25 protein-coding genes are annotated in these 22,733 nt (G+C 59.8%); 13 read left to right on the forward strand and 12 right to left on the reverse strand.

All coding sequences use genetic code 11. The annotated features are described in order from the left end of the window. Positions 1-155 precede the first annotated feature (155 nt). From ACM530_RS28340 to ACM530_RS28350, 3 genes are read left to right on the forward strand one after another with little or no spacing between them, the layout of a single operon-like run. Complete coding sequence (locus ACM530_RS28340) at positions 156-1,478, forward strand: MFS transporter (protein WP_416363756.1); 1,323 nt, start codon at positions 156-158, stop codon at positions 1,476-1,478. A gap of 23 nt (positions 1,479-1,501) precedes the next feature. After that, positions 1,502-2,488, forward strand: coding sequence for a dihydrodipicolinate synthase family protein (locus ACM530_RS28345; RefSeq protein WP_242197750.1), 987 nt, complete (start codon positions 1,502-1,504; stop codon positions 2,486-2,488). Continuing rightward, on the forward strand, positions 2,478-3,407 hold the full coding sequence (locus ACM530_RS28350) for a PfkB family carbohydrate kinase (RefSeq protein WP_416363757.1): 930 nt from the start codon (positions 2,478-2,480) through the stop codon (positions 3,405-3,407). Before ACM530_RS28345 ends, ACM530_RS28350 begins: the two co-directional genes overlap by 11 nt. Here the strand turns inward: ACM530_RS28350 and ACM530_RS28355 are convergent. Continuing rightward, positions 3,404-4,315 carry a LysR substrate-binding domain-containing protein gene (locus ACM530_RS28355; protein WP_145165787.1) on the reverse strand — a complete coding sequence of 304 codons (912 nt, stop codon included), beginning with the start codon at positions 4,313-4,315 and terminating at the stop codon, positions 3,404-3,406. The genes ACM530_RS28350 and ACM530_RS28355 overlap by 4 nt on opposite strands. 250 nt (positions 4,316-4,565) lie before the next feature. On the opposite strand from ACM530_RS28355, the gene ACM530_RS28360 reads away from it, so the two are divergent. The 3 genes from ACM530_RS28360 to ACM530_RS28370 all read left to right on the forward strand — a co-directional run bounded on the left by ACM530_RS28360 (position 4,566) and on the right by ACM530_RS28370 (position 8,225). Continuing rightward, complete coding sequence (locus ACM530_RS28360; protein ID WP_416363758.1) at positions 4,566-5,981, forward strand: purine-cytosine permease family protein; 1,416 nt, start codon at positions 4,566-4,568, stop codon at positions 5,979-5,981. A gap of 403 nt (positions 5,982-6,384) precedes the next feature. After that, positions 6,385-7,824, forward strand: coding sequence for an ATPase domain-containing protein (locus tag ACM530_RS28365; protein ID WP_242197758.1), 1,440 nt, complete (start codon positions 6,385-6,387; stop codon positions 7,822-7,824). A gap of 23 nt (positions 7,825-7,847) precedes the next feature. Continuing rightward, positions 7,848-8,225: a response regulator gene (locus tag ACM530_RS28370; RefSeq protein ID WP_145165790.1), complete on the forward strand. Its 378-nt coding sequence runs from the start codon at positions 7,848-7,850 to the stop codon at positions 8,223-8,225. Between the two features lie 169 nt (positions 8,226-8,394). On the opposite strand, the gene ACM530_RS28375 is transcribed toward ACM530_RS28370, so the two are convergent. The 3 genes from ACM530_RS28375 to ACM530_RS28385 form a co-directional block, all read right to left on the reverse strand. After that, complete coding sequence (locus ACM530_RS28375; RefSeq protein ID WP_416363759.1) at positions 8,395-8,799, reverse strand: DUF6896 domain-containing protein; 405 nt, start codon at positions 8,797-8,799, stop codon at positions 8,395-8,397. Positions 8,800-9,121: 322 nt separating this feature from the next. Beyond that, positions 9,122-9,745, reverse strand: a complete 624-nt coding sequence (locus ACM530_RS28380) for an SMI1/KNR4 family protein (RefSeq protein ID WP_416363760.1) — start codon at positions 9,743-9,745, stop codon at positions 9,122-9,124. A gap of 17 nt (positions 9,746-9,762) precedes the next feature. After that, positions 9,763-10,458, reverse strand: a complete 696-nt coding sequence (locus ACM530_RS28385; protein WP_416363761.1) for a hypothetical protein — start codon at positions 10,456-10,458, stop codon at positions 9,763-9,765. 398 nt (positions 10,459-10,856) lie between these two features. Between ACM530_RS28385 and ACM530_RS28390 the strand changes: the two genes are divergently transcribed. Next, positions 10,857-11,222, forward strand: coding sequence for a hypothetical protein (locus ACM530_RS28390; protein WP_416363762.1), 366 nt, complete (start codon positions 10,857-10,859; stop codon positions 11,220-11,222). 457 nt (positions 11,223-11,679) lie between these two features. On the opposite strand, the gene ACM530_RS28395 is transcribed toward ACM530_RS28390, so the two are convergent. Beyond that, positions 11,680-12,830 (reverse strand): IS3 family transposase gene (locus ACM530_RS28395; RefSeq protein WP_104502081.1). Its coding sequence is split into 2 segments (ribosomal slippage): positions 11,680-12,596 and positions 12,596-12,830, totalling 1,152 coding nucleotides; the frame shifts between segments, so codons are not numbered across the junction. A 746-nt stretch (positions 12,831-13,576) separates the two neighbouring features. Between ACM530_RS28395 and ACM530_RS28400 the strand changes: the two genes are divergently transcribed. The 3 genes from ACM530_RS28400 (at position 13,577) to ACM530_RS28410 (ending at position 15,082) form a co-directional block, all read left to right on the forward strand. After that, positions 13,577-13,870: a fructose-bisphosphate aldolase gene (locus tag ACM530_RS28400; protein WP_416363763.1), complete on the forward strand. Its 294-nt coding sequence runs from the start codon at positions 13,577-13,579 to the stop codon at positions 13,868-13,870. A gap of 276 nt (positions 13,871-14,146) precedes the next feature. Next, positions 14,147-14,638, forward strand: coding sequence for a GNAT family N-acetyltransferase (locus ACM530_RS28405; RefSeq protein WP_416363764.1), 492 nt, complete (start codon positions 14,147-14,149; stop codon positions 14,636-14,638). 18 nt (positions 14,639-14,656) lie between these two features. Beyond that, on the forward strand, positions 14,657-15,082 hold the full coding sequence (locus tag ACM530_RS28410) for a GNAT family N-acetyltransferase (protein ID WP_416363765.1): 426 nt from the start codon (positions 14,657-14,659) through the stop codon (positions 15,080-15,082). Here ACM530_RS28410 and ACM530_RS28415 read toward each other — a convergent pair. Both ACM530_RS28415 and ACM530_RS28420 read right to left on the reverse strand, forming a co-directional pair. Continuing rightward, complete coding sequence (locus tag ACM530_RS28415; RefSeq protein ID WP_416363766.1) at positions 15,069-15,566, reverse strand: hypothetical protein; 498 nt, start codon at positions 15,564-15,566, stop codon at positions 15,069-15,071. The genes ACM530_RS28410 and ACM530_RS28415 overlap by 14 nt on opposite strands. A gap of 3 nt (positions 15,567-15,569) precedes the next feature. Continuing rightward, positions 15,570-16,109: a GNAT family N-acetyltransferase gene (locus ACM530_RS28420; protein ID WP_369303368.1), complete on the reverse strand. Its 540-nt coding sequence runs from the start codon at positions 16,107-16,109 to the stop codon at positions 15,570-15,572. Between the two features lie 154 nt (positions 16,110-16,263). On the opposite strand from ACM530_RS28420, the gene ACM530_RS28425 reads away from it, so the two are divergent. After that, on the forward strand, positions 16,264-17,157 hold the full coding sequence (locus ACM530_RS28425) for an AraC family transcriptional regulator (RefSeq protein ID WP_262209076.1): 894 nt from the start codon (positions 16,264-16,266) through the stop codon (positions 17,155-17,157). Here ACM530_RS28425 and ACM530_RS28430 read toward each other — a convergent pair. Further along, positions 17,099-17,686 carry a LysE family translocator gene (locus tag ACM530_RS28430; RefSeq protein WP_145165802.1) on the reverse strand — a complete coding sequence of 196 codons (588 nt, stop codon included), beginning with the start codon at positions 17,684-17,686 and terminating at the stop codon, positions 17,099-17,101. The genes ACM530_RS28425 and ACM530_RS28430 overlap by 59 nt on opposite strands. Before the next feature lie 232 nt (positions 17,687-17,918). Here ACM530_RS28430 and ACM530_RS28435 point away from each other — a divergent pair, with 232 nt between their 5' ends. After that, the gene (locus tag ACM530_RS28435) at positions 17,919-18,506 is read left to right on the forward strand and encodes a TetR/AcrR family transcriptional regulator (protein WP_416363767.1); all 588 of its coding nucleotides are present in this window, start codon (positions 17,919-17,921) and stop codon (positions 18,504-18,506) included. Here the strand turns inward: ACM530_RS28435 and ACM530_RS28440 are convergent. Beyond that, a complete protein-coding gene (locus ACM530_RS28440) occupies positions 18,503-18,679 on the reverse strand; it encodes a winged helix-turn-helix transcriptional regulator (RefSeq protein WP_416363768.1) in 177 nt (58 codons plus the stop codon). The two genes, ACM530_RS28435 and ACM530_RS28440, sit on opposite strands and share 4 nt — an antisense overlap. Further along, complete coding sequence (locus tag ACM530_RS28445) at positions 18,676-19,560, reverse strand: NAD(P)/FAD-dependent oxidoreductase (protein WP_416363769.1); 885 nt, start codon at positions 19,558-19,560, stop codon at positions 18,676-18,678. The genes ACM530_RS28440 and ACM530_RS28445 overlap by 4 nt, the downstream gene beginning before the upstream one ends. A 144-nt stretch (positions 19,561-19,704) precedes the next feature. Between ACM530_RS28445 and ACM530_RS28450 the strand changes: the two genes are divergently transcribed. Then, positions 19,705-20,142 carry an Rrf2 family transcriptional regulator gene (locus ACM530_RS28450; RefSeq protein WP_119735419.1) on the forward strand — a complete coding sequence of 146 codons (438 nt, stop codon included), beginning with the start codon at positions 19,705-19,707 and terminating at the stop codon, positions 20,140-20,142. Between the two features lie 4 nt (positions 20,143-20,146). On the opposite strand, the gene ACM530_RS28455 is transcribed toward ACM530_RS28450, so the two are convergent. Beyond that, on the reverse strand, positions 20,147-21,592 hold the full coding sequence (locus tag ACM530_RS28455; RefSeq protein WP_416363770.1) for a mechanosensitive ion channel domain-containing protein: 1,446 nt from the start codon (positions 21,590-21,592) through the stop codon (positions 20,147-20,149). A 249-nt stretch (positions 21,593-21,841) separates the two neighbouring features. Further along, positions 21,842-22,708 carry a pirin family protein gene (locus ACM530_RS28460; RefSeq protein ID WP_369303363.1) on the reverse strand — a complete coding sequence of 289 codons (867 nt, stop codon included), beginning with the start codon at positions 22,706-22,708 and terminating at the stop codon, positions 21,842-21,844. Positions 22,709-22,733: the final 25 nt, after the last annotated feature.

Raw genomic sequence — 22,733 nt, forward strand, 5'->3', positions numbered from 1 at the left:
GCGTTAACGATTCGAGGGCCCAGAGACGATTTTTGTCAGGATGACAAACGATTACATAATGCCATGTGCTGCCACGTCAGCCGGGAAGCCGGGAAGCCGGGCCAACGTGCCGGGTCAGCGCACGCTGTCAAAAACAATAAAAAGAGACATCCATCATGATTCAGACACCTGCACACCCGGTTGCGCCACCGCGCATTCGGCGCCAGCAAACCCTCGCCCTCAGCCTGCTGGTGCTCAGCGGCATCATCAACTACCTGGACCGCGGCACGCTGGCCGTTGCCAATGAGTTCGTGCGCGCCGACCTTGATCTGTCGCTGGGCGAAATGGGCATCCTGCTCTCGGCTTTTTCCTGGAGCTATGCGCTTTGCCAACTGCCCGTCGGCGCCCTGGTTGACCGCGTCGGGCCACGCTGGTTGCTGGGCGGCGGCCTGGTGCTGTGGTCCCTGGCCCAGGCGGCTGGCGGCCTGATGTCGAGCTTCGGCTGGTTCTTGCTCGCCCGCGTGCTGCTGGGGATCGGTGAGTCGCCGCAATTCCCGTCTGCCGCGCGGGTGGTGAGCAACTGGTTTCCACTGCGCTCACGCGGCACGCCCACCGGCATCTTCAACTCAGCCTCGCCGCTGGGTATCGCACTGGCCCCGCTGTGCCTTTCGGCGCTGATCGCGGCACTCGACTGGCGCTGGGCGTTCTACCTCACCGGCGCCGCCGGGCTGTTGGTCGCCGTGGTGTGGCTGGTGGTCTATCGCGACCCGGTCAAGGACACGCTCACCGAAGAGGAGCGTCACTACCTGTACAGCGATGAACCCCACGTCACCACCCCCAAGGTCACGTTTGCTGACTGGCGCGCACTGTTCTGCCACGCGACAACCTGGGGCATGATGCTCGGCTTCATGGGCTCGGTGTACTTGAACTGGGTCTACCTGACCTGGCTGCCCGGCTACCTGCGCAGCGCCCGGCACATGAGCCTGGAGATGAGCGGCGTGGCCGCTGCCATTCCGTTCCTCTGCGGGTTTATCGGCGCGCTGGTCGCTGGCTGGGTGTCCGACCGCATCACCCGACGCAGCGAGACGGCGGTGCTGGGACGCCGCAACGCGATGGTCGTCGCGATGGTGGGCATGGTGATCTTCACCATCCCGGCGGCGCTGGTGGAGAGTAATGTCATCGCCGTGGCCTGCATTTGCGTGGTGATCTTTTTGGCCAACGCGTCATCGGCGTGCGCCTGGTCTTTGGCCACCGCCGTCGCGCCAGCCAATCGCGTGGCTTCACTGGGGGCGATCCAGAACTTCGGTGGCTTCCTGGGCGGCGCACTCGCGCCGATCATGACCGGCTATATCGCCCAGACCTGGTCGTTCGTGCCCGCACTGCTGACCGGCGCCGCCATCGCCATGATCGGCGCCCTGTCGTACCTGTTCCTGGTACGCCACCCCATCCCCGATACCCCGCCAGTCTGCGCGGTCACCGCCGTGGCGGCTCACCCATGAACATTCATCCAGAGGACGCCTCTATGCCCCGCCCTGCCCAACCTGTCATCGAAGGCATCGTGCCGGTGATGCTCACGCCCTTTGACGAGACTGGCCACATTGACTTCCCCGGCGTCGACCGCTTGATCGAGTGGTACCTGGGCCTTGGTTGCGACGCGTTGTTCGCCGTGGCGCAGTCCAGTGAGATGCAATGGCTCAGCCTCGACGAGCGCACCCAACTTGCCCGGCATGTGGTTGAGCGAGTGGCCGGGCGAGTGCCGGTGGCGGTGTCCGGCCATATCAGCGACTGCCTCGACACCCAGGTGCACGAGCTTAATGCGATGGCCGCCAGTGGCGCCGACGCAGTGGTGCTGGTGACCAACCACCTTGACCCGCAACGCCAGGGCAGCAAGGTGTTTCTCGATAACCTGCACACCCTGCTCGAACGCCTGCCCGCTGACGTGCCCCTGGGCCTCTACGAGTGCCCGGCGCCCTACCGGCGCTTGCTCAGTGACGAGGAGCTGCAGGCCTGTATCGACAGCCAGCGCTTCATCATGCTCAAGGACGTGAGCTGCGACCTGCAAGTGGTCAAGCGGCGCGTTGCCTTGGCGCAGGGCTCGTCGCTGCGCATTCTCAACGCCAATGCGGCGATCGCCTGGGACGCCATGCAAGCCGGGGCTGCGGGCTTCAATGGCGTGTTCACCAACTTCCACCCCGACCTGTATCGGTGGCTGCGCCTGCATGGCGCCCAACACCCGCCACTGGCTGAAGAACTCGCGACCTTTCTGGTGCTGGCGGCCACCACAGAAGGCATGGGCTACCCGGCCCTGGCGAAAATCTACCACCAGCGGATCGGCACCTTTGCGTCCATACGTTGCCGGGTGATCGACTACGACGTGCGCGAACGCCATTGGGCCCTGGACGCCGTGCTCGATAAAATCGTCGCGGGCACCGAACACTTTCGCGCCCGAATCCGCGCCCTCGATACCCCGCAGGCGAGACTGCCGGGAGAACCGCGCCATGGTGGATAACCGTGTCATCTGCGTGGGTTGCGCGCTGTGGGACACCATTTTCAGCGTCGATCACATCCCGTCGCGCGGTACCAAGATTCTCCCCCGCCAGGCGGTCCAGGCCGCGTCAGGCATGGCCACCGCCGCCGCGGTGAGCATCGCGCGCCTGGGTGGCCCGGTTGCCCTGTGGGCGCGTATCGGCGACGACGCCACCGGCACAATGCTCATCGAGGACCTGAGCCAGTCCGGCGTCTGCACCGCATGGATTCGCCAGGTGCCTGGAGGGCGCACGCCGTTCTCGACCATCCTGGTGGACCGTGATGGCGAGCGTCTCGTCGTGCCGTTCATCGACCCCACACTGGAAGCCGACGCCGCCTGGCTGCCACTCGAGGACATCGCGGGCGCGGCGGCGGTAATGGCCGACATGCGCTGGCTGCAAGGGGCTCACGCAGCCTTCAGCGCCGCCCGGCGGCTGGGCGTGCCGACCCTGCTGGATGCCGATGTCGCCGCCGTGGAAGACCTCAACGCGCTGATTCCCCTGGCAGATCATGTGCTGTTTTCCGAGCCGGCCTTGCAGTTGCTGGCTGGCAACGTCCCGCCCGAAGAGGCATTATTGGCCCTGGCGTCGCGCTGCGAAGCCAAGGTGATCGGCGTCACCCTGGGCGAACGCGGCTCGCTGATCTGGCAGCGCGAAGGGTCGAGCACTGCGGTGCAGCACTTCACGACACCCCACATTCGCGCAATCGACACGCTCAACGCCGGGGATGTCTGGCATGGCACCTATGCGTACGGCCTGGCGCACGGCTGGACGCTGGCCGAGCGCGTGCGCGCCGCGAGCGTTGCCGCGGCGATCAAATGCGAAGTGTTTGGCGGGCACCGGGGCGCGCCGACCCTGGCGCAACTGGAGGCGCGCCTGGGCGCAGAAACGTCGCCGTGCTAAGCCAGCAACCGCGCGAGCTCTTCGCGGCAGTAGTCGACGAACAGTTGCACCGGTTTGGTCAGCGGCGCGCGACGCAGCCAGACTGCCGATAACCCTGAGCCGGTCACCGTCTCCGCCAACGGCACACACACCACCTTCTGGCCATCGTAGGTGTATTCGGTAAAGGGTTTGGTCACCAGAATCGAAAACCCGAACCCCCTGCCCACCATGCCCCGCACCATCTCGATCGACGGCGAGCTGAACACGATATTGGGCGTCAGCCCGCGCTCTTCAAAGATGCTCACGAAGTAGGTACGGCTGGGCAGCACATCCAGCAAGATCATGGGCTCCAGCACCAGGTCCGCCAGCGATACCCTGGCCTGCTGCGCAAAACGGTGATCCGCCGGCAGCAAGGCATACGGCTGTTGCGGCGGCATCAGCGGCGTGGTTTCAATCGTGCCGCCCAGGTCATGCTCGAACAGCATCGCCACATCGATACTGCCGGCCGTCAGGGCCTGCACCAGCTCTTGCTGCTCGCCATCACGAATACGGATTTCCACCCCGGGCCAGCGCGCCTTGAAGCCCGCGATCAAACGCGGCAAATACAACGGCGCCACCGTTTCAAAGCAGCCGATATCGATCTGCCCCGCCACCACATCATTGTCGGCCAAGGCGTTCTGCTCGAACTCATGCGCGACCCGCAACAGCTCCAGCGCCTTGCGATAAAACCGCGCGCCGCTGGGCGTGAGTGAAACACCCTGGGCGTGATGGCGAATAAACAACTGCACGCCAAAGCTGTCTTCCAGCTGCTTGATCGCGGTGGAGACCGACGGCTGCGCGATATACAGCTTGCGCGAGGCCTCGGCGACGCTGCCGCACTCGGCCGTGGTCACAAAATATCTGAGCTGGCGCAGGTTATAGGCAGCCATCGGGACCTCCAGAAACGTGGGACTTTACCCCAAACAAGTGCGCGAACATCGGCTTTTTCGCACGGCTTCAAGCCCCTGCAACATACCCGAGCAAAAAATCCGGCGAGATACTTTTTTTAAGGTCTATAGCAACAAACTTACTAATTTACCTCCCTGCGCCCATTGCAGATGATCACTCCAACAACAAAGCGTCGCCCACGCGTCGCACAGCGAAGTACGTCAACGTACTCACCTTGCCTTGGAGCTCGTCATGGTTACCACTGCAGCATCCTGCGCCCCGCTTATCGAAAAACACACGATTGGATACGTGCCTCCGGAAGATCGCCATGGAAAGGTAAGAGACCTGTTCACCCTGTGGTTCGGCGGCAACATTGCGCCGTTGCCCATCGTCACCGGCGCGTTGGGTGTGCAACTGTTCCACTTGAACCTGGTGTGGGGCATCGTCGCCATCCTCGTCGGCCACCTGGTCGGCGGCGTGCTGATGGCGTTGCACTCAGCCCAAGGCCCGCAGATGGGCATCCCGCAAATGATTCAGAGCCGCGCCCAGTTCGGCTCCCTCGGCGCGCTGCTGGTGGTGGTGATCGCCGGCGTCATGTACATCGGCTTCTTCGCCTCCAACATCGTGCTGGCCGGTAAATCCCTGCACGGCGTGGTCGACAGCGTGCCCGTGCCGGTCGGCATCGTCATAGGCGCCATCGGTTCCGGGATCATCGGTATCATCGGCTACCGCTTCATCCACGTGCTCAACCGCATCGGCACCTGGGTGCTCGGCGCCGGCATCGTGCTGGGTTTCGGCTACATCTTCACCCACGTGCAGACCACGGACTTTCTGAGCCGTGGCAGCTTCAACATTTCTGGCTGGCTGGCCACCGTGTCTCTCGCGGCGCTTTGGCAAATCGCCTTCGCACCCTACGTGTCGGATTACTCCCGCTACCTGCCGGCCGACGTCCCCGTGGCGTCCACCTTCTGGACCACCTACCTGGGCTCGGCCCTTGGCTCCAGCCTGGCCTTCATCTTCGGCGCCGTCGCCGTGCTCGCCACCCCGGTCGGCATGGACACCATGGACGCCGTCAAACTCGCCACCGGCGCCATCGGCCCACTGATGCTGGTGCTGTTTTTGCTCAGCGTGATCAGCCACAACGCTCTTAACCTCTACGGCGCGGTGCTGTCGATCATCACCTTGGTGCAGACCTTTGCGTATCGCTGGATTCCTACCGCCAAAAGCCGTGCGGTGATCTCGATTCTTGTCCTCGCTGCCTGCGCGATGGCGGCGGTGTTTGCCTCCAAAGACTTCATCGGCCACTTTGTCGACATGGTGCTGGTGTTGCTGGTGGTACTGGTGCCGTGGACGGCGATCAACCTGATCGACTTCTATGCGATTCACAAAGGCAAGTACGACATCGCCTCGATCTTCCGCGTGGATGGCGGGATTTACGGCAAGTACAACCCACAGGCGCTGCTGGCGTATGCCATCGGGATTGCAGTGCAGATTCCGTTTATGAATACGCCGCTGTATGTAGGACCGATTTCCGCACACATCAATGGCGCGGATTTGTCCTGGGTGGTGGGGTTGGTGGTGACCTCGCCGTTGTATTTTTGGTTGGCGAGTCGCGACAGTGCGTATAAGCGACGCATGGAGGGGGGCAAGTTGGTGGGTGGGGTTTGAGGTAACAGGCTGACGTATTTTTAGAGCACTGAATGGACCATCCCTATCGTGGCTTTGCGGCTGCGGTATGGGTGGTTTTTTCGTTTGGGCTGGGGTTGCAGGAATGAAGGCTGTGCGAGCGCGCTTGCGTGGCGTTTGATTAGCCCGTTGAGGGGTGGTGGCCAACGATGACCTTAGTTCGATCCGATGGGTGGTTCAGTCTGGCAACGCCGCTGAAACGCAGCCGGCTGCTTAGTCTGCTTTGGGCCATATGTTGCCACTCGTGAGGGGTTCTTTCGACATAACAACGGCGACTGGCGCGACAACTTTCCATTTAACCCTAATGGCTCCCGAGCCGAAATGGAGTAGCATTCCCTCCATCAGCTTGGTTTAAACAGATTGTTTTTCGGATCAGGGTCGCATTGTGGAAAAGCTAAAACGCCTTCAAAGCGGAATAGAAGGGCTCGATGCTCTGCTCAAGGGCGGATTGGTCGAGGGTGCTTCATATATTATTCAAGGACGCCCAGGGTCTGGAAAAACGATCCTTGCCAATCAGCTTGGGTTCCATCACGCGAACAATGGGGGCCGGGTTCTGGTCGCCACGCTGCTGGCAGAGTCACATGACCGTCTTTTTCAATTTCTTTCTACGTTGAGCTTTTTTGATTCATCCAAAGTCGGTGCCGAAATTCAATTTGTCAGCGCCTTCGACACGCTGGAAAACGACGGTCTGGATGAAGTCGTCAAGCTGCTTCGGCGTGAGATAAGCCGCCAGAAAGCCACGGTGATGGTAGTAGACGGGCTGCTCAACGCGCGCTCTAAAGCCGACTCGCCCATAGACACCAAAAAATTCATTTCAGAACTGCAAGGGCACGCCGCCTTCGCCGGTTGCACGGTGCTGTTTCTGACCAGCTCCCGACTTGATGACGGAAGCCCTGAGCACACCATGGTGGATGGCGTCATCGAGATGGGCGAAGAGCTGTATGGCACTCGCTCGGCGCGTCGTATCCACCTGCGTAAAACCCGTGGCAGCGGAGCAATGACCGGTCTTCATGAGTGCGAAATTACCGAGCATGGCTTGGTGGTTTATCCCCGTCTCGAAAGTCTTTACAGCCACCCGTCCGCCCCCGACAGCGCCGACATGACGCGCATCGCCAGTGGCGTTGATTCACTCGATGGCATCTTGGGCGGAGGCCTTTACAGTTCCAGTGTGTCTCTTGTCATAGGGCCCTCCGGGATTGGTAAAACGACGCTGGGCCTGAAGTTTCTGTCCGAGTCGACGGTGGATATGCCAGGGCTGCATTTTGGCTTCTACGAGAGCCCACAACGGTTGCGGCTCAAGGGCCAGTCACTGGGTATCGATATCAAAGCCATGGAAGACAGCGGCGCGCTGAGCATTGCCTGGCAGCCAACCACCGAAGGCCTGCTGGATGGGCTGGGCGCACGACTGCTGAGCATCGTTGAGGAAAAGGGCATCAAGCGCCTGTTCATCGATAGCCTCAGTGGCATGACGCGAGTCTCGACAAATCCGGCGCGGATTACTGACTTCTTCAGCGCCCTGATGAACGAGCTGCGGTCCAGGGGCGTGACGGTATTTGCTTCCTGGGAAATGCGCGATCTGTTTGGCTCCGAAGTCAGCGCACCGAGCTCTGACCTGTCCAGCATCGTCGATAACCTGATGCTGATGCGGTTCTCTGAGAATCGGGCTGAACTAAGCAGGACGTTATCCATTCTTAAGGTACGAGATAGCGCTTATGACCCCTCGCGATTTGAGGTCGTCATCCAAGATCAAAATGTTTTTCTGAGAAAGGCTTCAAGACATGAACCTTCAGTTATCACTGAGTCATCACCTGGTTCAATTTCTTAAGCTTTCGAGTGGGTTGAACTAACATGACCACCATTCTGGTCGTCGACGACGAGTATTTGATCGCTGATATTCTCAGCTTCGCGCTGGAGGATGAGGGGTTCATGGTGGTAACGGCCAGCAACGGTCGAAAAGCACTCGAGGTGCTGGACAGAGAACGCCCTGCCCTGATCATTACCGACTTCATGATGCCGGTGATGGACGGCCAGGAGTTCGCCACCGCTGTCCGCGCCCTTCCTTCAGCTAATCATTTACCGATCATTTTGATGAGCGGCGCTCAGGCGCACATTGGCATGCAGCGTTCGGACTTGTTTGATGTTGTGTTGCCAAAGCCCTTCAATATCGATTTGATCATTGCCGAAGTCAGGAAGCTGTTGTCCTCTGATCAATCAGTCGTTCTCTGAGGCATGACGTGGGTGGGTATTGAACGCATTTGCCCGCCCAGTTGCCTTTAACTGAAGCTGACCATCGCACTGCAAGGTTATGAGCGGCGTAGAACGACCCGCGGCAGGCCAGGTGAAGTCTGCGGCGCTTTGTCTGAGAACTTAAAATGGACTGTGTCGACATGAGTTGTCAGGTGGCATCCGCCAAGTAGTAAAGGATGTACCCGCAATACATAAGCGCACCGGCCGCCACCTCTGCGTCAAAGCACGTTTTGAGTGCATCCTCATCAGCAAAACCGTACGCCGACAACTTGTCGCCGGCAAAATCAGCAAGTCGCCACACGTCGAAACCATCGATCTCACCGTGGGCCCCAAAGTCGAAGTCCACCGTGCCGGTGGGGAGGCTGACCGCGCAGCCGTAGCCGTGCTTGAAGTAACGAACGCCGCCTTCAAGCTCGCCGTGCTGAGGAATGTTATTTACCACCCAATCCACATTCGTCGCGGGCAGCGGGATGCCAGACCGCTGCATCATGGCCACCGCGACGCCGACACTTGCCTGGTAGTCGCTGATCAAAATGGCGAGTTGATTATTCATACCGTCTCACTGTTATAGATGCCCGTGATGGCCAGAAAAATAGTTGGCCCGTCCGATAATGTTGGCGCTCGATAGCAACCCTGTGCGTTCAGGGTGTGAACCGCGCCCGAACTGTTCAAGTTTGACTTCACACTCATCAACCATCAGGGCATCTGCAGGTAATAAACCTGTTCAATAAGCTCGACGAGCATTTTCACCCATCACAGCACTTCCATTTGCCCCGTTCGATACCGGCAATCATCAGGCCGCGCTGAAAAACTTTCTTCAAGAAGCCCCATGCGCAACGCCTTGATAGAGGATTCAAAGCGCCCGCACGCTTGTATCAGATCGGCCTGTCTACAACCCGTGCATTCCAGACGTCCCGATAGCGCTCGCGCCAACCCGGGCTGCCTTGATCCAGCCACGCCAATGTCGCCTCGATCGTATCCGCGCTGATGACGAAGTGATTGATATGCTCGGCAATCCGTTCCTGCGACAGGTGCAGCATGTCCAGGTAGGCATTGAAGCTGTCCGCCAACACCACGTACTCATCGCCTTGCTGGCGGCGCCCCGTCCATGCGGGTAAACCCGCGACCATCGCGCCCACCTCCTGACGCCCCTCACGCAGGTCGAGCAGCAACAGGCTCGCACCGCCATCGCGGCCGATCGGCAACACCCCCGTAGCCGGGAAGCCAGGTTGCTTGCGCAGTTGCTCCAGTTCATAAGGGTTGGATTCATAGCCTTCGCCGGGCTGCAGCCCATACAGCGAAAAGCTCAGCAACTCCTTATCGCCATTACTCATAGTGGCCAGCACGTCGTAATCCACGGTGCCGCCGTTGCACACCTTGAGAAACTGCCGGTAATCGTCCGGCAGGCGCGCACCGAGCAGCGCCTCCAGGTGCGAGATGGCCTGCTCGGAGGCGCCTTCACGGGTGTCGTCAAGAATCAATCCACGGTAGTCAGTCATCGAGGGCTCGCAAAACCTTAGTAAAAATCATAATAAAGTGCCCATTCACCGGTTTCGATGTGCTTCCAGAACATCAGGCTCCCACTGTGGACGACGTTCAGATTGATCTTTGCGTCGGACGAAATCTGGAACACAAACTCGAAGCCTTCACCCGGATCAACACCCGACTGGCAGAACGAGGGGTAACCGCCGATCTTGTGTTCGTAGGTGTGGGTGACCAGGTCGTAATAGCTGGGCACCTCGCCCGCGCGTACCAGCGTAAGTATGGCTTGCTCAAGGTCGGCCGGCACACCGCCGCCATCCCACAGTGGAAAGTCCTCCGGCACCGCTTGCGCGTTGAGTGGGAAGGGTTTGAGAAATGAACCGTCCACCCGCAGCGCCTTGCGAACCAACACATCATCCGCCGCATATTCACGGATAACCCAGTTGTTCCCCATCGGCTCAAAGGGCTCGGGAAGCGGATTAGACATAAACACCGTCAGCACACGAACCCCTTCCAGCAGAGGGCTGCTGAAGGGCATGGCGGGCAGAAAAAATTGCGCATAGGGAAGCAATGGCTGCCCCGCCTGATTGGTCGGCACGCCTTCATCAGGTCGGAACAGAAAGACATTACCCAGCCAGCTTTCTTCATCGGTGCCCGAGGGACGAAAGCCGCCAGCAACGAACTTCACTGCAGGGCGGGCCAGGCGTTGCTTGATAAGTTGAATGTCCATGGCGATGTAAACCGTCCTTTTTGCGACTCACGTGACAAGCATAAAGGCCGCAGATTAGCAGTGTGAGCGAGTGGATGCCTGTGCAGTTGTGAGCACGCTTGGACGAGTTGAGCGTGTTCGGGCATCGAATTTCGGCTGGCATTGGTTCGACATGAGCCTTTCCCGGGTCATCGATGGATAATCAGCACCTTGGGGAGGGCGATAGGCATGTTGAATGAAAAACCATTGGTTGCTAGGGGCTGACTACTGATCCCGTTCTCTTAGCAAGTGGGGGCAAGGTCCGGTTTTGGCGATGGCTGCCATTCGCGATTGGCAGCTTGCGGCCAAAAGCGGTCGCCCAACTGCTTCACCCTCGCTTAAGGACCAGCCAAGTGATATACCGCGCTTGGGTCTAATGCATGACACAAACAGGCAATCTCAAGATGCGATTCTCAATTTATAGCGGATTGGTTTTGGTGGGCTACTCGGCGCTCGATTACGGAGATCCCCCGATGGGCGTTGCTTTCGGCCAATTCGAACCTGCCGATGGGTACGCAGCTATCCAGAACCAGTGCTCCACGAACCATCTCGACCAGACCGTTCTGGATCTTTCTGTTCAGACCGAAGCGGGTCTGGTCATTCCATGTGCGGGTCTGGCCATCTTGGATTACTCCGAAGAGCTCGCGCCACCGTGCATCGAAGTGAACATTTTCGGCATTCCACATCCGCTCTATGGCGAGCTGTTTCCTCAGCACGTCACCCTGTATGAGCGTCAATTCAGCTAATCGGAATGTCCCGCCGATGTCCGCTTCGGATTGTGGACTCAACCGGCCATTAGCTGTCCTTCACGAAGGGCAGCTTTGGGTCGAAAGACGTCTTTCGGTAAAGACATCGGAACGTCGCTACGCCCCGCGCGGACGGGGTAGCAGCGTGGAGATGGAAATCGCCTGAGTCGTTGCGCGTTTGATAGGTCATCGTCATTCTGGAAGCAACGATTTTTGAGGAGATTGAAGTGGACATTGACCGGCTGTTAAAAAAGCGGCAACTGAACGTGCAAGAGCAAAATGCTCTTGTGGCCCACAGACTCATGGTAACCGCCAAAGCTTGGTTGGCCAGAGGGATTCCCCTAGCCTTAAAAAACTATGGCGAGTCGAAAGGCATTAGATGGTCAGAAACCGTCGTACTAGATCTTGAAGTCGACTTTCCCGGTATGCCCAGCCTTTATGAATCGCCCCGGGTTTTCTAGACACTCTCAAGGCTCGCTGCGTAACGCTTTTCAAACTCTACCGGTGACAGCTGATTGTTGAAACTGTGGCGTCGTTTTGGGTTGTAAAACATCTCGATGTAATCGAACACATCATCTCGAGCATCCTGGCGTGTAGTGTAGATTTTACGCTTGATCCGTTCCCGCTTCAGCAACTGGAAAAAGCTCTCCGCCACAGCGTTGTCGTGGCAATTACCTCGACGACTCATGCTGGCTACCAGGTTGTTAGCTTTCAAGAAGCTTCGCCAGTCTGAGCTGCTGTACTGACTGCCTTGATCCGAGTGGATCATCACCTCTTGCTTCGGCTTACGTCTCCAAACCGCCATCAGCAGTGCATCAATGGCTACGTCGCTGGTCATCTGCGACTTCATTGACCAACCAATGATCTGGCGTGAAAACAGATCGAGCACCACGGCCAAATACAGCCAGCCTTCATATGTTCGGATGTAGGTAATGTCTGTGACCCAAACTTTGTTGGGTTCTCTGACATCGAATTGGCGCTTCAGTAAGTTCGGTGAGGCAACGGCTGGCTTACCGCCGTATTTTCCAGGCCTCCGTCGATACCCAGTCTGAGAACGTAAACCTTCAAGGCGCATCAACCTAGCCACCCGGTGACGGCCACAGCTCTCACCAACCTCTCGCAGGTCATCATGGATCTTTCGATAGCCATAAACGCCACCGCTTTCCAGCCAGGAGTGTTTGATCAATCCAAGCAGTCGCTGATCGTCCTTGGCTCGCGCAGATTTTGGTTCTGATAGCCACGCGTAGTAGCCGCTGGGATGAACCTTGAGCGTCAGGCAAAGCCGTCGAATCGCGTAATGACCCGCTTGCTGCTTAATAAAGGCGTACTTCAGCCGCACTCCTTGGCAAAGTACGCGGCGGCCTTTTTTAAGATGTCTCGCTCCTCCGTCACCCGTTTCAGCTCGGCACGTAGACGACGAACCTCAGCGCTCTGATCATCCTCCTCAACGCGCTGTTCCTGAGGCTTGGTGTAGCGCTTAACCCAGGCATAGAGGCTGTGCACAGACACACCCAATCGTGCAGCCACCTCCGAGACAGGAAGCTGCTTTTCGGTCACTTGCTTGACCGCCTGGATTTTGAATTCTTCGGGATAACGCTGGTTGCTCATGGCACCTCCTAATGGGCCTCATTTTAAGGCTTGGAGGTGTCTACGAAACTAGGGGCGATTCACAACGCTCTGTCACTCCTATTAAAACTGACATACCACTCATGGCTCAATATGAGTTAAAACTGATGCATGAGCACTTGCGCAACACATGTAAATTTCACGATGTCATCGTGAGATTTATTCCAGTTATTAAGAAAAATTATGTCAAGGCTATTCCCCATCAGTAATGAATTGACAGCCGCTTCTGGCCGTTTGCGGCCGTTAACGTTGACGAATCCTCGGCTATTTGCGCCCGATTGTGCCAGGAGTCAACCAGCCAGTTCCGCCAATAATGTGCGCAATCTTGCTGATAAACGTCGAAGAAAACGACTGACTAAATAGAACGCAAATGGATGAGCACGTTCGTGACCCAGAAAAGATCTCCTAAATGATGGATGGGTGAAATTGATGGCGCGAGGTGTGACATATCCTCCGGGTTGCGCCCTAACCAGTGGCGCATTATAGTTCGGCCCGTCGTCGACCCAGGTCAGCGACAGGGTTTCGCAGCCCTAAAACTATTACCAGTACCGTCAAACCCGACGCAGTCGATTCACGTCTGCCTCTCGTTTTATGGCGGTTGTGCGTGGGAGGCCTTCGGGTCTGCCGGGTTATGGTAATAGTCCCCCGGTCTGCGAACCCGCGCACAGCTGCCACCCATTTGTTTCGCAGCATAAGGTGGCAATTTTTCTTTTTTAAGGACTATTACCATGACTACTCAACACCCGCCCCACCGCTTCACCCCCATGTCCCAAACCGCAACCGAATACCCTGTCCTCCTCATCGACAGCGACGCCCCGCTCAGCGAGCTCCACGCTTGCGCCAGCGAACGACTCAACGCCGCCCTCGCCTACCTGCACCTGATGGCCTGTTCCAATGTGTCCGACTATGCCGAGCACGACATCAATACCGTCGCCAATACCGCCAGGATTATGGTGCAGGATGTGGCAGATGTGTTTTCGGTGATTGAGAAGCGCGGGTTTGATGTGCCTGCTGTGGCTTGATGAAAGGTGAGTTGTGAGAAAACCCGCTTCGGCGGGTTTTCTGGTTTTCGGCGGTCGGTTCAAGCCCACGTTTTTTTGTGGTGAGCGGGCTTGCCCCGCGTTGGGTTGCGCAGCAGCCCCGAAACCAGTCCCTCAATTTGCCTGGCGTACCGCGTTTGTTTTGACTGGGGTTGCTTCGCAGCCCAACGCGGGGCAAGCCCGCTCGCCACAATCCGTGTCAGGCCCTTGATGTTTCTTTATGATGTGGCCTTTCGCTTAACGTCCCAGGAAATACCGATGCCCGCCCTCACCTTCCGTAACCCCCTCCCCGCCGATGTCGCGCGCTGCTTTGAAATCGAAATCAGCGCTTACGAAGGCGATGAGGCCGCGACCCTGGAGAAAATCGCTACGCGCATTGCGCAGTACCCCGAAGGCTTTTTGATTCTGGAAGCGGATGGCGAGGTGGTGGGGTTTATCAACTCTGGCTGCGCCCATCAGGTGGTGATGTCGGACGAGGCGTTCAAGGAGTTGGTGGGGCATTCGGCCGAGGCGCCGAATGTGGTGATCATGTCGGTGGTGGTTGACCCGGCGCAGCAGGGCAAGGGCTATTCCAAGCAGTTGATGACCGAGTTTGTGCAGCGCATGCAGGCCATGGGCAAGCAGACGATTCACTTGATGTGCAAGGAGCAGCATGTGCCGTTGTACACGCGCATGGGTTACAGCTATGTGCAGCCTTCGCCTTCTGACCATGGCGGGATGGCGTGGCATGAGATGGTGATGGCGCTCTGACCAAGGGAGTTTGCGGTGATGACTGCTTTGCGTATTGAAATCAGCGCCCAACCCAACCCCGACGCCGAGCGCCTGCTCGGCGACGGTCTCGCCGCGTTCAATGAAGCGATCACCGGTGCCAACGACCGCCAGCCACTGACGGTGCTGGTCAGAGATCCGGACACCCGGCAGATCCTCGGCGGCATCACCGGCAAAACCTCTTTGGGCATGGCCTTTCTCGACCTGTTCCACTTGCCCGACTCCCTGCGCGGCTCGGGCTTGGGCAGCCAATTGCTACAAGCCTTCGAAGACGAAGCTCGGCGCCGGGGTTGCTTGAGCGCGGTGCTGTACACCCTCAGTTTTCAGGCACCGGCGTTTTACCAGAAGCAAGGGTGGGTGCGGTTTGGCGAGGTGCCGTGCATGCCTGCGGGCAGCAGCCGGGTGTTTTTGTCTAAGGCGCTTTGATGGTTTGCCAGTCGAGCCCGGCAAAGTGTTGCGTGAATTCGAGTAGCTCGCGGTCGATGGCTTCGGCATGCCCATGCACCCCGCTATCCGCCAGGCTGTACGCATCATCAAAATACCCGCACGCCTGCAGGGTGCCGGGTAAGTCGTAACCTGACCGGACCCATAGGCGATAGACGCCCTCGGCCAGGCGTCGCCCGAAGGCGGGGTCGCGGAGAAGTCGGCTGTGCGCAACCGACAGCACATAAGGCAGCATTTCGTCTTCGGCCATGGCCGGCGCGGCGACTTGCAATAGCTGCCACATGACCTCCTCGCGACTCGACCTGGTCATGAGCGCGAGTTCTATCAGCGCATACGGAGGGTGCTGCAGTGTCGCCAATGTCGCATCCGCCCATTGAATCACCGCAGCCACATCGATAACGCCGATGTCCAGGGCACCCCTGAGGTAGGCGACGGTTACACCAAAGGCGGCTTCAGCCTCGCTCATCATTCACCCGCCTGCGCTCAGGGCTTTACCAAACAACCGGTTCTCGTGGGTTTCCCCCTGGAACGTATAGGTCGGCGAGCCCAGCAGTTCGTAGCCGCGCCGCGGGTAAAAACCCAGTGCCCGTTCATTGCCGACCCACACCGTGGCCCACAACAGTGAAGCCCCGGCCAGCGCTGCGTGTTGCTCGGCCGCTTGCAGCAGTTGATAGCCGATACCCCGGCCGGTGAAGCGCTCCTGGATGTACAGGCGTTGTAGCTCGGCAACGTTGGAGGATGGAAGCATTGCGTGCTCGGCGCGCAGTTTGATTTGAGCAAAACCGACGAGGTGGCCGTTGGTTTCTGCCACCACCAGAGCACTGCCGGGTTCGGTCATCAGCCGCGAGATGGTAGCCGGCGCAAAGACTTGCAGCGCTTCGGTGGCGATGGCGCTGCGAATGCCTTCGGTCGCGTAGGTGTCGAGAAATACCTGCATGCCCAGCACGCCGATGCATAAGGCATCCTGGGGGCTGGCAGCGCGAATCTGGATGGGCGAAGACGATGTCATATGCGGCTCTAGGACTGAAAACGGCGTGAGTAGGGTTTTAGCATAAATGGACCTTGGCCGACGTATTCCATACGCCAATGGGACTTCCAGGCTGACGGCACTGGCGGTCTGTGTAATGATCGCCCTTCGTTCCTCAAGGGATGGAGCCACCGCCATGTCGCTGAACACCTCTGCTGACCCCGCGCAAGCGCCGCGCTTCTGGCGTGATGAGCGTTTGCCGTTCATCGAAGCGCGGACCATCGCCGACGGGCGCAAGGTCACTTATACCCGTCACGCCCACGAGCATTTTTCCATCGGTGCAATCACCACCGGGCGCAGTTATTACCACTACGGCGCGCAGACGTTTGAGATCAGCGCCGGCACGGTGGTGTTGATGAACCCCGGCGATGTGCATGCGTGCAATCCGATCTACGACCAGCCTTGGTCGTATCACATGATTTACCTCGACACGCCTTGGCTGACCGACCTGCAATACCAGCTGGGTTTCAGTACCGATCAGGGCTATCGGCCGTTCAACACGCCCCACACCCGCGATCCGGTGCTGTTCAACGGTTTGATCGAGCTGTACGCAATGCTGTTGGATGAGCACGCCGAACTGCTGCAAAAACAGAGCGCGCTGGTGAGTTTTTTTACTGAGGTGCAACAGCGTTTGAACCCTTCGTTAACGCCGGTGCGGGAGATCAACCACAAGCTGGAGCGCGCCGCCGAGTACATCCGCGCGCACTGCACCGAGGCGTTGAAGCTCGAAGAGATTTGCCTGGCGGCCGAGCTGTCGCCGTCGTATCTGATCCGTGCGTTCAAACAGTATTACGGGCTGACGCCGCATGCCTTTCTGGTCAACCGGCGTATCCAGTTTGCCCGGACGCAATTGCGCAACGGCGAGTTGATCGCTGACGTGGCGCTGGCGGCAGGGTTTGCCGACCAGGCGCATTTTCAGCGCGCGTTCAAACAGCATTTCGCTGCTACGCCGGGGCAGTACCGCGACTTGCTCAAGCCATCAGCAAATAACCCACACTGGCCACCAGCAACGCGGCCATTGAGCGGTTGAACAGGCGTACGCCTTGCGGGTTGCTCAGGTAGCGTCGCAAGAACGTCCCGGCGTATGCCCAGCACGCCACCGACAGGTAGCAGATCACCAGGTAGAGCGCCGCAAACAGCCACACTTGGCCCGCGTCGCCGTCCGCCACAAACAACCCCATCCCTGCCACACAGGCCAGCCAGGCTTTGGGGTTGAGCCATTGCATGATCGCGCCGTAAAGCATCGACGGCGCGGTGGCGGTGCCGTCGGCGTCGAGCCGGCCATCGTCCACCGCCAACTTCCAGGCCATGTACAGCAAAAACGCGACACCGCCCCACTGGATCAACTGGGTCAGGATCGGCCAGCGCACCAGCACTTCATGCAGGCCCAGGCCGATCAGCACCAGCAGCAGGGTGAAGCCGACGGCGGCGCCGAACACGTGTTTCTGGCTGGCGGCAAAGCCGAAGCGCGCGCCGGAGCTGAGCGCGACCACATTGACGGGGCCCGGTGTAATGGACGTGGCCAGGGCGAAGGCGGCCATGGAGAGGATCAAGCTCATTGCGGTTCCTTTTTGTTATGCCGAGCGAAGATGGCACCACGGTAAACGACCCACTGAACGCGGTATTGAACAAAATGCCCCTGAGCCTTGGATGCATTGATCCATTACCCGCGGTGCAGGGCCCAGCGTTGTGCAATGTCGCACTGTTGGGCTTCCTCGACAGCAAATAGACCCTGTACCCTGTCGGCGCGCGCGGAATGCGCGCCCACAATGACCCGCCATCAGGACGCTAATGCCCAACCCCATTCCCCGCCGGCGCGATGCCGCCGTCACCCGCGAAGCCATTGTGTTGTCTGCGCGCAAAGCGTTTGCCCTATCCGGCTACGATGGCACCGGGCTGGGCGAAATCGCCGCCGGTGCACGGGTCACCGTGATGCTCGTCAATCGCTACTTCGCCTCCAAGGAGCAGCTGTTTGCCGAGGTGATCGCCCAGGCGCTGGCCAGCCCGTTCCCCCTGACGCAAGGCAACCTGAGCTCGGCAAATTTCGGTCGTACCCTGGCGACCGCGCTGGTCAGCATCACCGAAGCCGGCAGCACGCCGCTGGAAGGTTTCCTGATCATGCTGCAGTCGGCATCGAGCAAACGCGCCGCCATGATTGGCCGCGAGCACCTGGAAAATGGCCACCAGGCAACCCTGGCCGCCGCGCTCAAGGGCGCGCATCACCAGGAGCGCGCAGCGTTGATGTTGGCGCTGGTGTCAGGCGTTCAGGTGATGCGCCAGATGCTCGAGTTGTCGCCGCTGGCCAAGGCCGACCCGCAGGTGTTGATCGACTTGCTGACGCCCCTGTTCCAGCAACTGGTGGATGGCCAACCCGCCTAGCTCACCTGTGTGACAATGTCGTCGACGCCCAGCGCACCGAGATGCTCAAGCTGGGTGCGCACTTCACCCCCTTGGGCCAACGTGGCGAGCACCGGCATCAGCGCGCGGCCTTTGTCGGTCAGTTGATATTCACTGCGCGCGCCGCTGTTCACCCACAGCGCGGCGTACCTCACCCGTTGATCAACGAGAAGTGCGCGCCGACGCCGGCGCGTACGCCCTCGCCCACCGCCAGCGCCACGGAGCCGCCCGCCAGGGCGACATCACCACAGGCGAAGACGCCGGCCACCGAGGTCTGGCGCATGTCGTTGGTGTGCACATAAGCCCCGGTCGGGCCGTCGACCAACTCGCAGGCCAGGTGCTCGGCTAACGGGCTGATTCGAGTACGCGACTGGGTGAACAGGCCGTCCAGCGCAATGACCCGCCCGTCCGCCAGTTCCACATCGGCGCGTTCGCCGCTGATGTGCGCAACCTGTGCGCGCTCCACCATCACGCCACGTCGATCCAGCTGCGCCTGTTGCTCGGCATCCGGGGTGAATACGCCATTGGTGAACAAGGTGGTGGCGCCCCAATCCGGCAACATCAGCGCGTGATGCATCGCCAATGCCGAGGTGGCCAATACGCCGATGCGGCCTTGATCGAGTTCATAACCGTGGCAGTAAGGGCAATGAAACACGCGTGTGCCCCAGCGTTCCTGCAGGCCTTCGAGGGTGGGTAGCTCGTCGACCACGCCGGTGGCGAGGATCAGGCGTTTGGCCTTGAACTCGCCATTGCACTGGGTGCGCACACTGAAACCGCCCTGCTGCGCGACGGCCGTCAATACGCTGTCCTGCACCCAGGTTACCGTCGGGTACTCCATCAGTTGGCTGCGGCCCTCGGCTGCGATGACATCGGGTGACTGGCCGTCCTGACCGAGAAAACCATGGGAGGTGGCGGCAAACCGATTGCGCCGCTGACCGGCATCGATCATCAACACCTTGCGCCGCGCCCGCGCCAATTGCAGGCCCGCGGACAGGCCGGCATAGCTGCCACCCACAATAATGACGTCGTGCACCATGAACGTGACCTCGTGTGTTGCGCACAGGGTTATCCGTGCGCTTTCACGACACACCATAAGTTACGTAAAAATACCACGTCAAGCGTCTCGCAACTTTTCAGGTTACGAACGATACTTTGCGCCGACTCGACTGGGGATTATTTGATGAGAAACGACACCCGCCTCTCGCGCATGCTGCATGTGCTGATCCATATGGGCCGCCATGAAGAGCGCGCCACCTCGGAAACCATCGCGCAGATGCTCGGCACCAACCCGGTGGTGGTGCGACGCACCTTGGGGTTGCTCAAGGAAAAGGGCTATGTGCGCTCGGAAAAAGGCCATCAGGGCGGTTGGACGCTGGGCAAACCCTTGAGCGACATCACCTTGCTGGATATTCACAACGCGCTGGGCACGCCGTCGATATTCGCCATTGGCCTGTCCACCGACCACCCGCAGTGCCTGGTGGAACAGGCCGTAAACGCGGCCCTGACGGACGCGTTCGACCAGGCGCAGGCGCTATTGATGGCGCGCTTGGGCGATGTAACGCTGGCGCAGTTGGCGGATGATTTTGACCAGCGCTACCGCGTCGCAATGGCGCCCTGAGCGCTTACAAGCCGCGATTGCGCAACCACTGCAAAAAGCCTTTTTTGACCGGCACCACCGGCGCTTCCTGGGTCATGGCCTGCGCTGCGTGCACGCGAAAATCCAGCAGCGCCTTCATCGCTTCGCTGATGTCATGCCGCGCGTCCAGGCAGGGTTTGAGGTATTCCTTCTCGATGCGGTACAGGGTGCAGAAAGTCTTGGCGGAAAAGTCCGCCAGCGTCGCCTGGTCGGACAGAATCCCCACCTCGCCAATCACTTCGCCCGGCCCCATGCGCCCGGCTTCGAATTTGTGACCGCCCTTGATCAGCATCACCGAGACCACACCGGACTCGACGATAAACAAATGATCGCTGACCTCCCCCGCCGGCAGGATCATCTCGCCAGCGCGATAGGTGTGCAGCGTCATGTCCTGGCTGAAGGTGTCCTTCTCCTCCTGGCGCAGCGTGGAGAAAATCGACGAGCGCTCCAGCAACGCGCGTGCGCCGGACAACGCCGGCGGCGCGCCGCTTTCGGTGGCGGACAGCAACCCCACACCCGCCGCCTGCAGGTGCCTGAAAGCCAAATCGTAAAGCTGGTTGCGCACTTCGCGCTTGAGGGTCATGGCCGGCACAAAGCCGCTGATTTCGTACTCGACGCCGCCACTGGCGGAGGTCTTGAACGCCACGCTTGGCGCGGGGTTGGCCAGCAGCGGCCGGCACCCTTGCATGGCGCGCTCGAGCGCCTCGATCACGATTTGCGGGCGCGCATGCGGGCTGACTTGCAGGCTGACGGCCAGGCCGAACATGTCGGCGGGGCGTGAGAAGTTGATGATCTTGGCCTTGGCCGCCAGGGAATTGGGGATCACCGCCATGCTGCCCTGGGAGGTCTGCAGGCGTGTGGCACGCCAGTCGATATCGGTGACGCGCCCTTCGGTGCCGTCGATGGAGATCCAGTCATCCAGCTGATACGGCTTGGTGGTGTTGAGTACGATCCCGGAAAACACGTCGCTCAAGGTGCTTTGCAACGCCAGGCCGACGATGATCGCCACCGCGCCTGATGTGGCGAGTACGCCCTTGACCGGCAGGTCGAGCACGTAGGCCATGGCGGCGATGATCGCGATCAGGAAAATCACCGCGCCCATCAAATCCTGCAGCAAGCGCCCGCCATGGCCGACCCGTTGCATCATCACCGCACCGAGCAATACCGTCAGGGTCCGTGCGGCGAACAGCCACCAGCCGATCTGCAAGGCAGTAGCCGCCAGGTGCAAGGCGGTGTTGTCGGAATAGGGTGCGAGTTGCATGGGGTTCATGCCGTCGTTGAACAGCACGGCGCTGTACACGGCAAAGATTGCCAACCGCGCCGCCAGCTTCCAGTTGGCGAGGTTGACGGAAATCAGCCGCCACACGGCAATGTCGATAAAGATCAGCGCCACGGCGCACAACATCGGGTGATCAGCGATAAATGAGGGCATCCAGGCGACTCCAGGGCGAATGCTCAGAAGATCGCATGAATCGGGAAGGCAGCAAACAAAATGTATTGGGAAGGGCTTGCTGTGGGAGCGGGCTTGCCCCGCGTTGGGGCGCGAAGCGGCCCTGAAACCTGACGACTCAATTCAGCTGGAAAAAACGCGGTGACTGGTTTTGGGGCGGTTTCGCCACCCAACGCGGGGCAAGCGGGCTTGCCACAGCAAGCCAGCTCCCACAGGGGTTGCGGTGTGCAGTCAGGCGTGCATTTGCCCGAAACGACCGGACTGGTAGTCGGCAAATGCCTGGTGGATTTCCTGCTCGGTGTTCATCACGAACGGGCCATGGCCGACGATGGGTTCATCAATCGGTTCACCGCTGAGCAGCAACACCTTGGCGTCATCATTGGACTCCAGGGTGAGTTGATCACCGTCGCGCTCGAACAACGCCAGTTGCCCTTGGCGTGCCACTTCCTCGCCATTGACCAGCACGGTGCCACGCAGGATCACCAGCGCAGTATTGCGCCCGGCGTGCAGGTCCAGCGTGACCGCTTTACCGGCGTTGAGCCGCAAGTCCCACACGTCTATCGGCGTGAACGTACGCGCCGGCCCTTGAGTACCGGAAAATTCACCGGCGATCAGGCGCAATTGCCCGGCGTCGTTGGCCAACGGCAGCACCGGAATGTCGCCGTCAACGATGGTCTGGTAACCGGCGTCGGCCATTTTGTCCTTGGCCGGCAAGTTGACCCACAGCTGCACCATTTCCAGCGCCCCGCCGCTGCGGGCAAAGGCTTCGGAATGGAATTCTTCGTGAATGATGCCTCGCGCGGCGGTCATCCACTGCACATCGCCGGGACCGATCGTGCCGCCGGCGCCGGTGGAATCACGGTGCTCGACTTCGCCGTCATACACGATGGTCACGGTTTCAAAGCCGCGATGCGGGTGTTGGCCTACACCGCGTCGTTGTTCGGTGGGGCTGAAATCGGCGGGGCCGGCGTGGTCCAGCAACAGGAATGGGCTGATGTGCTTGCCCATCGCGTCGTAGGAAAACAGCGTGCGCACCGGAAAGCCGTCACCGACCCAATGGGCGCGGGGGCTGGTGTAGATGCCGATGATTTTTTTCATGGTGTACCTCCAAAGTGCCTACACC

It is taken from the genome of Pseudomonas sp. NFX183, from assembly GCF_047943075.1.
GTDB lineage: Bacteria > Pseudomonadota > Gammaproteobacteria > Pseudomonadales > Pseudomonadaceae > Aquipseudomonas.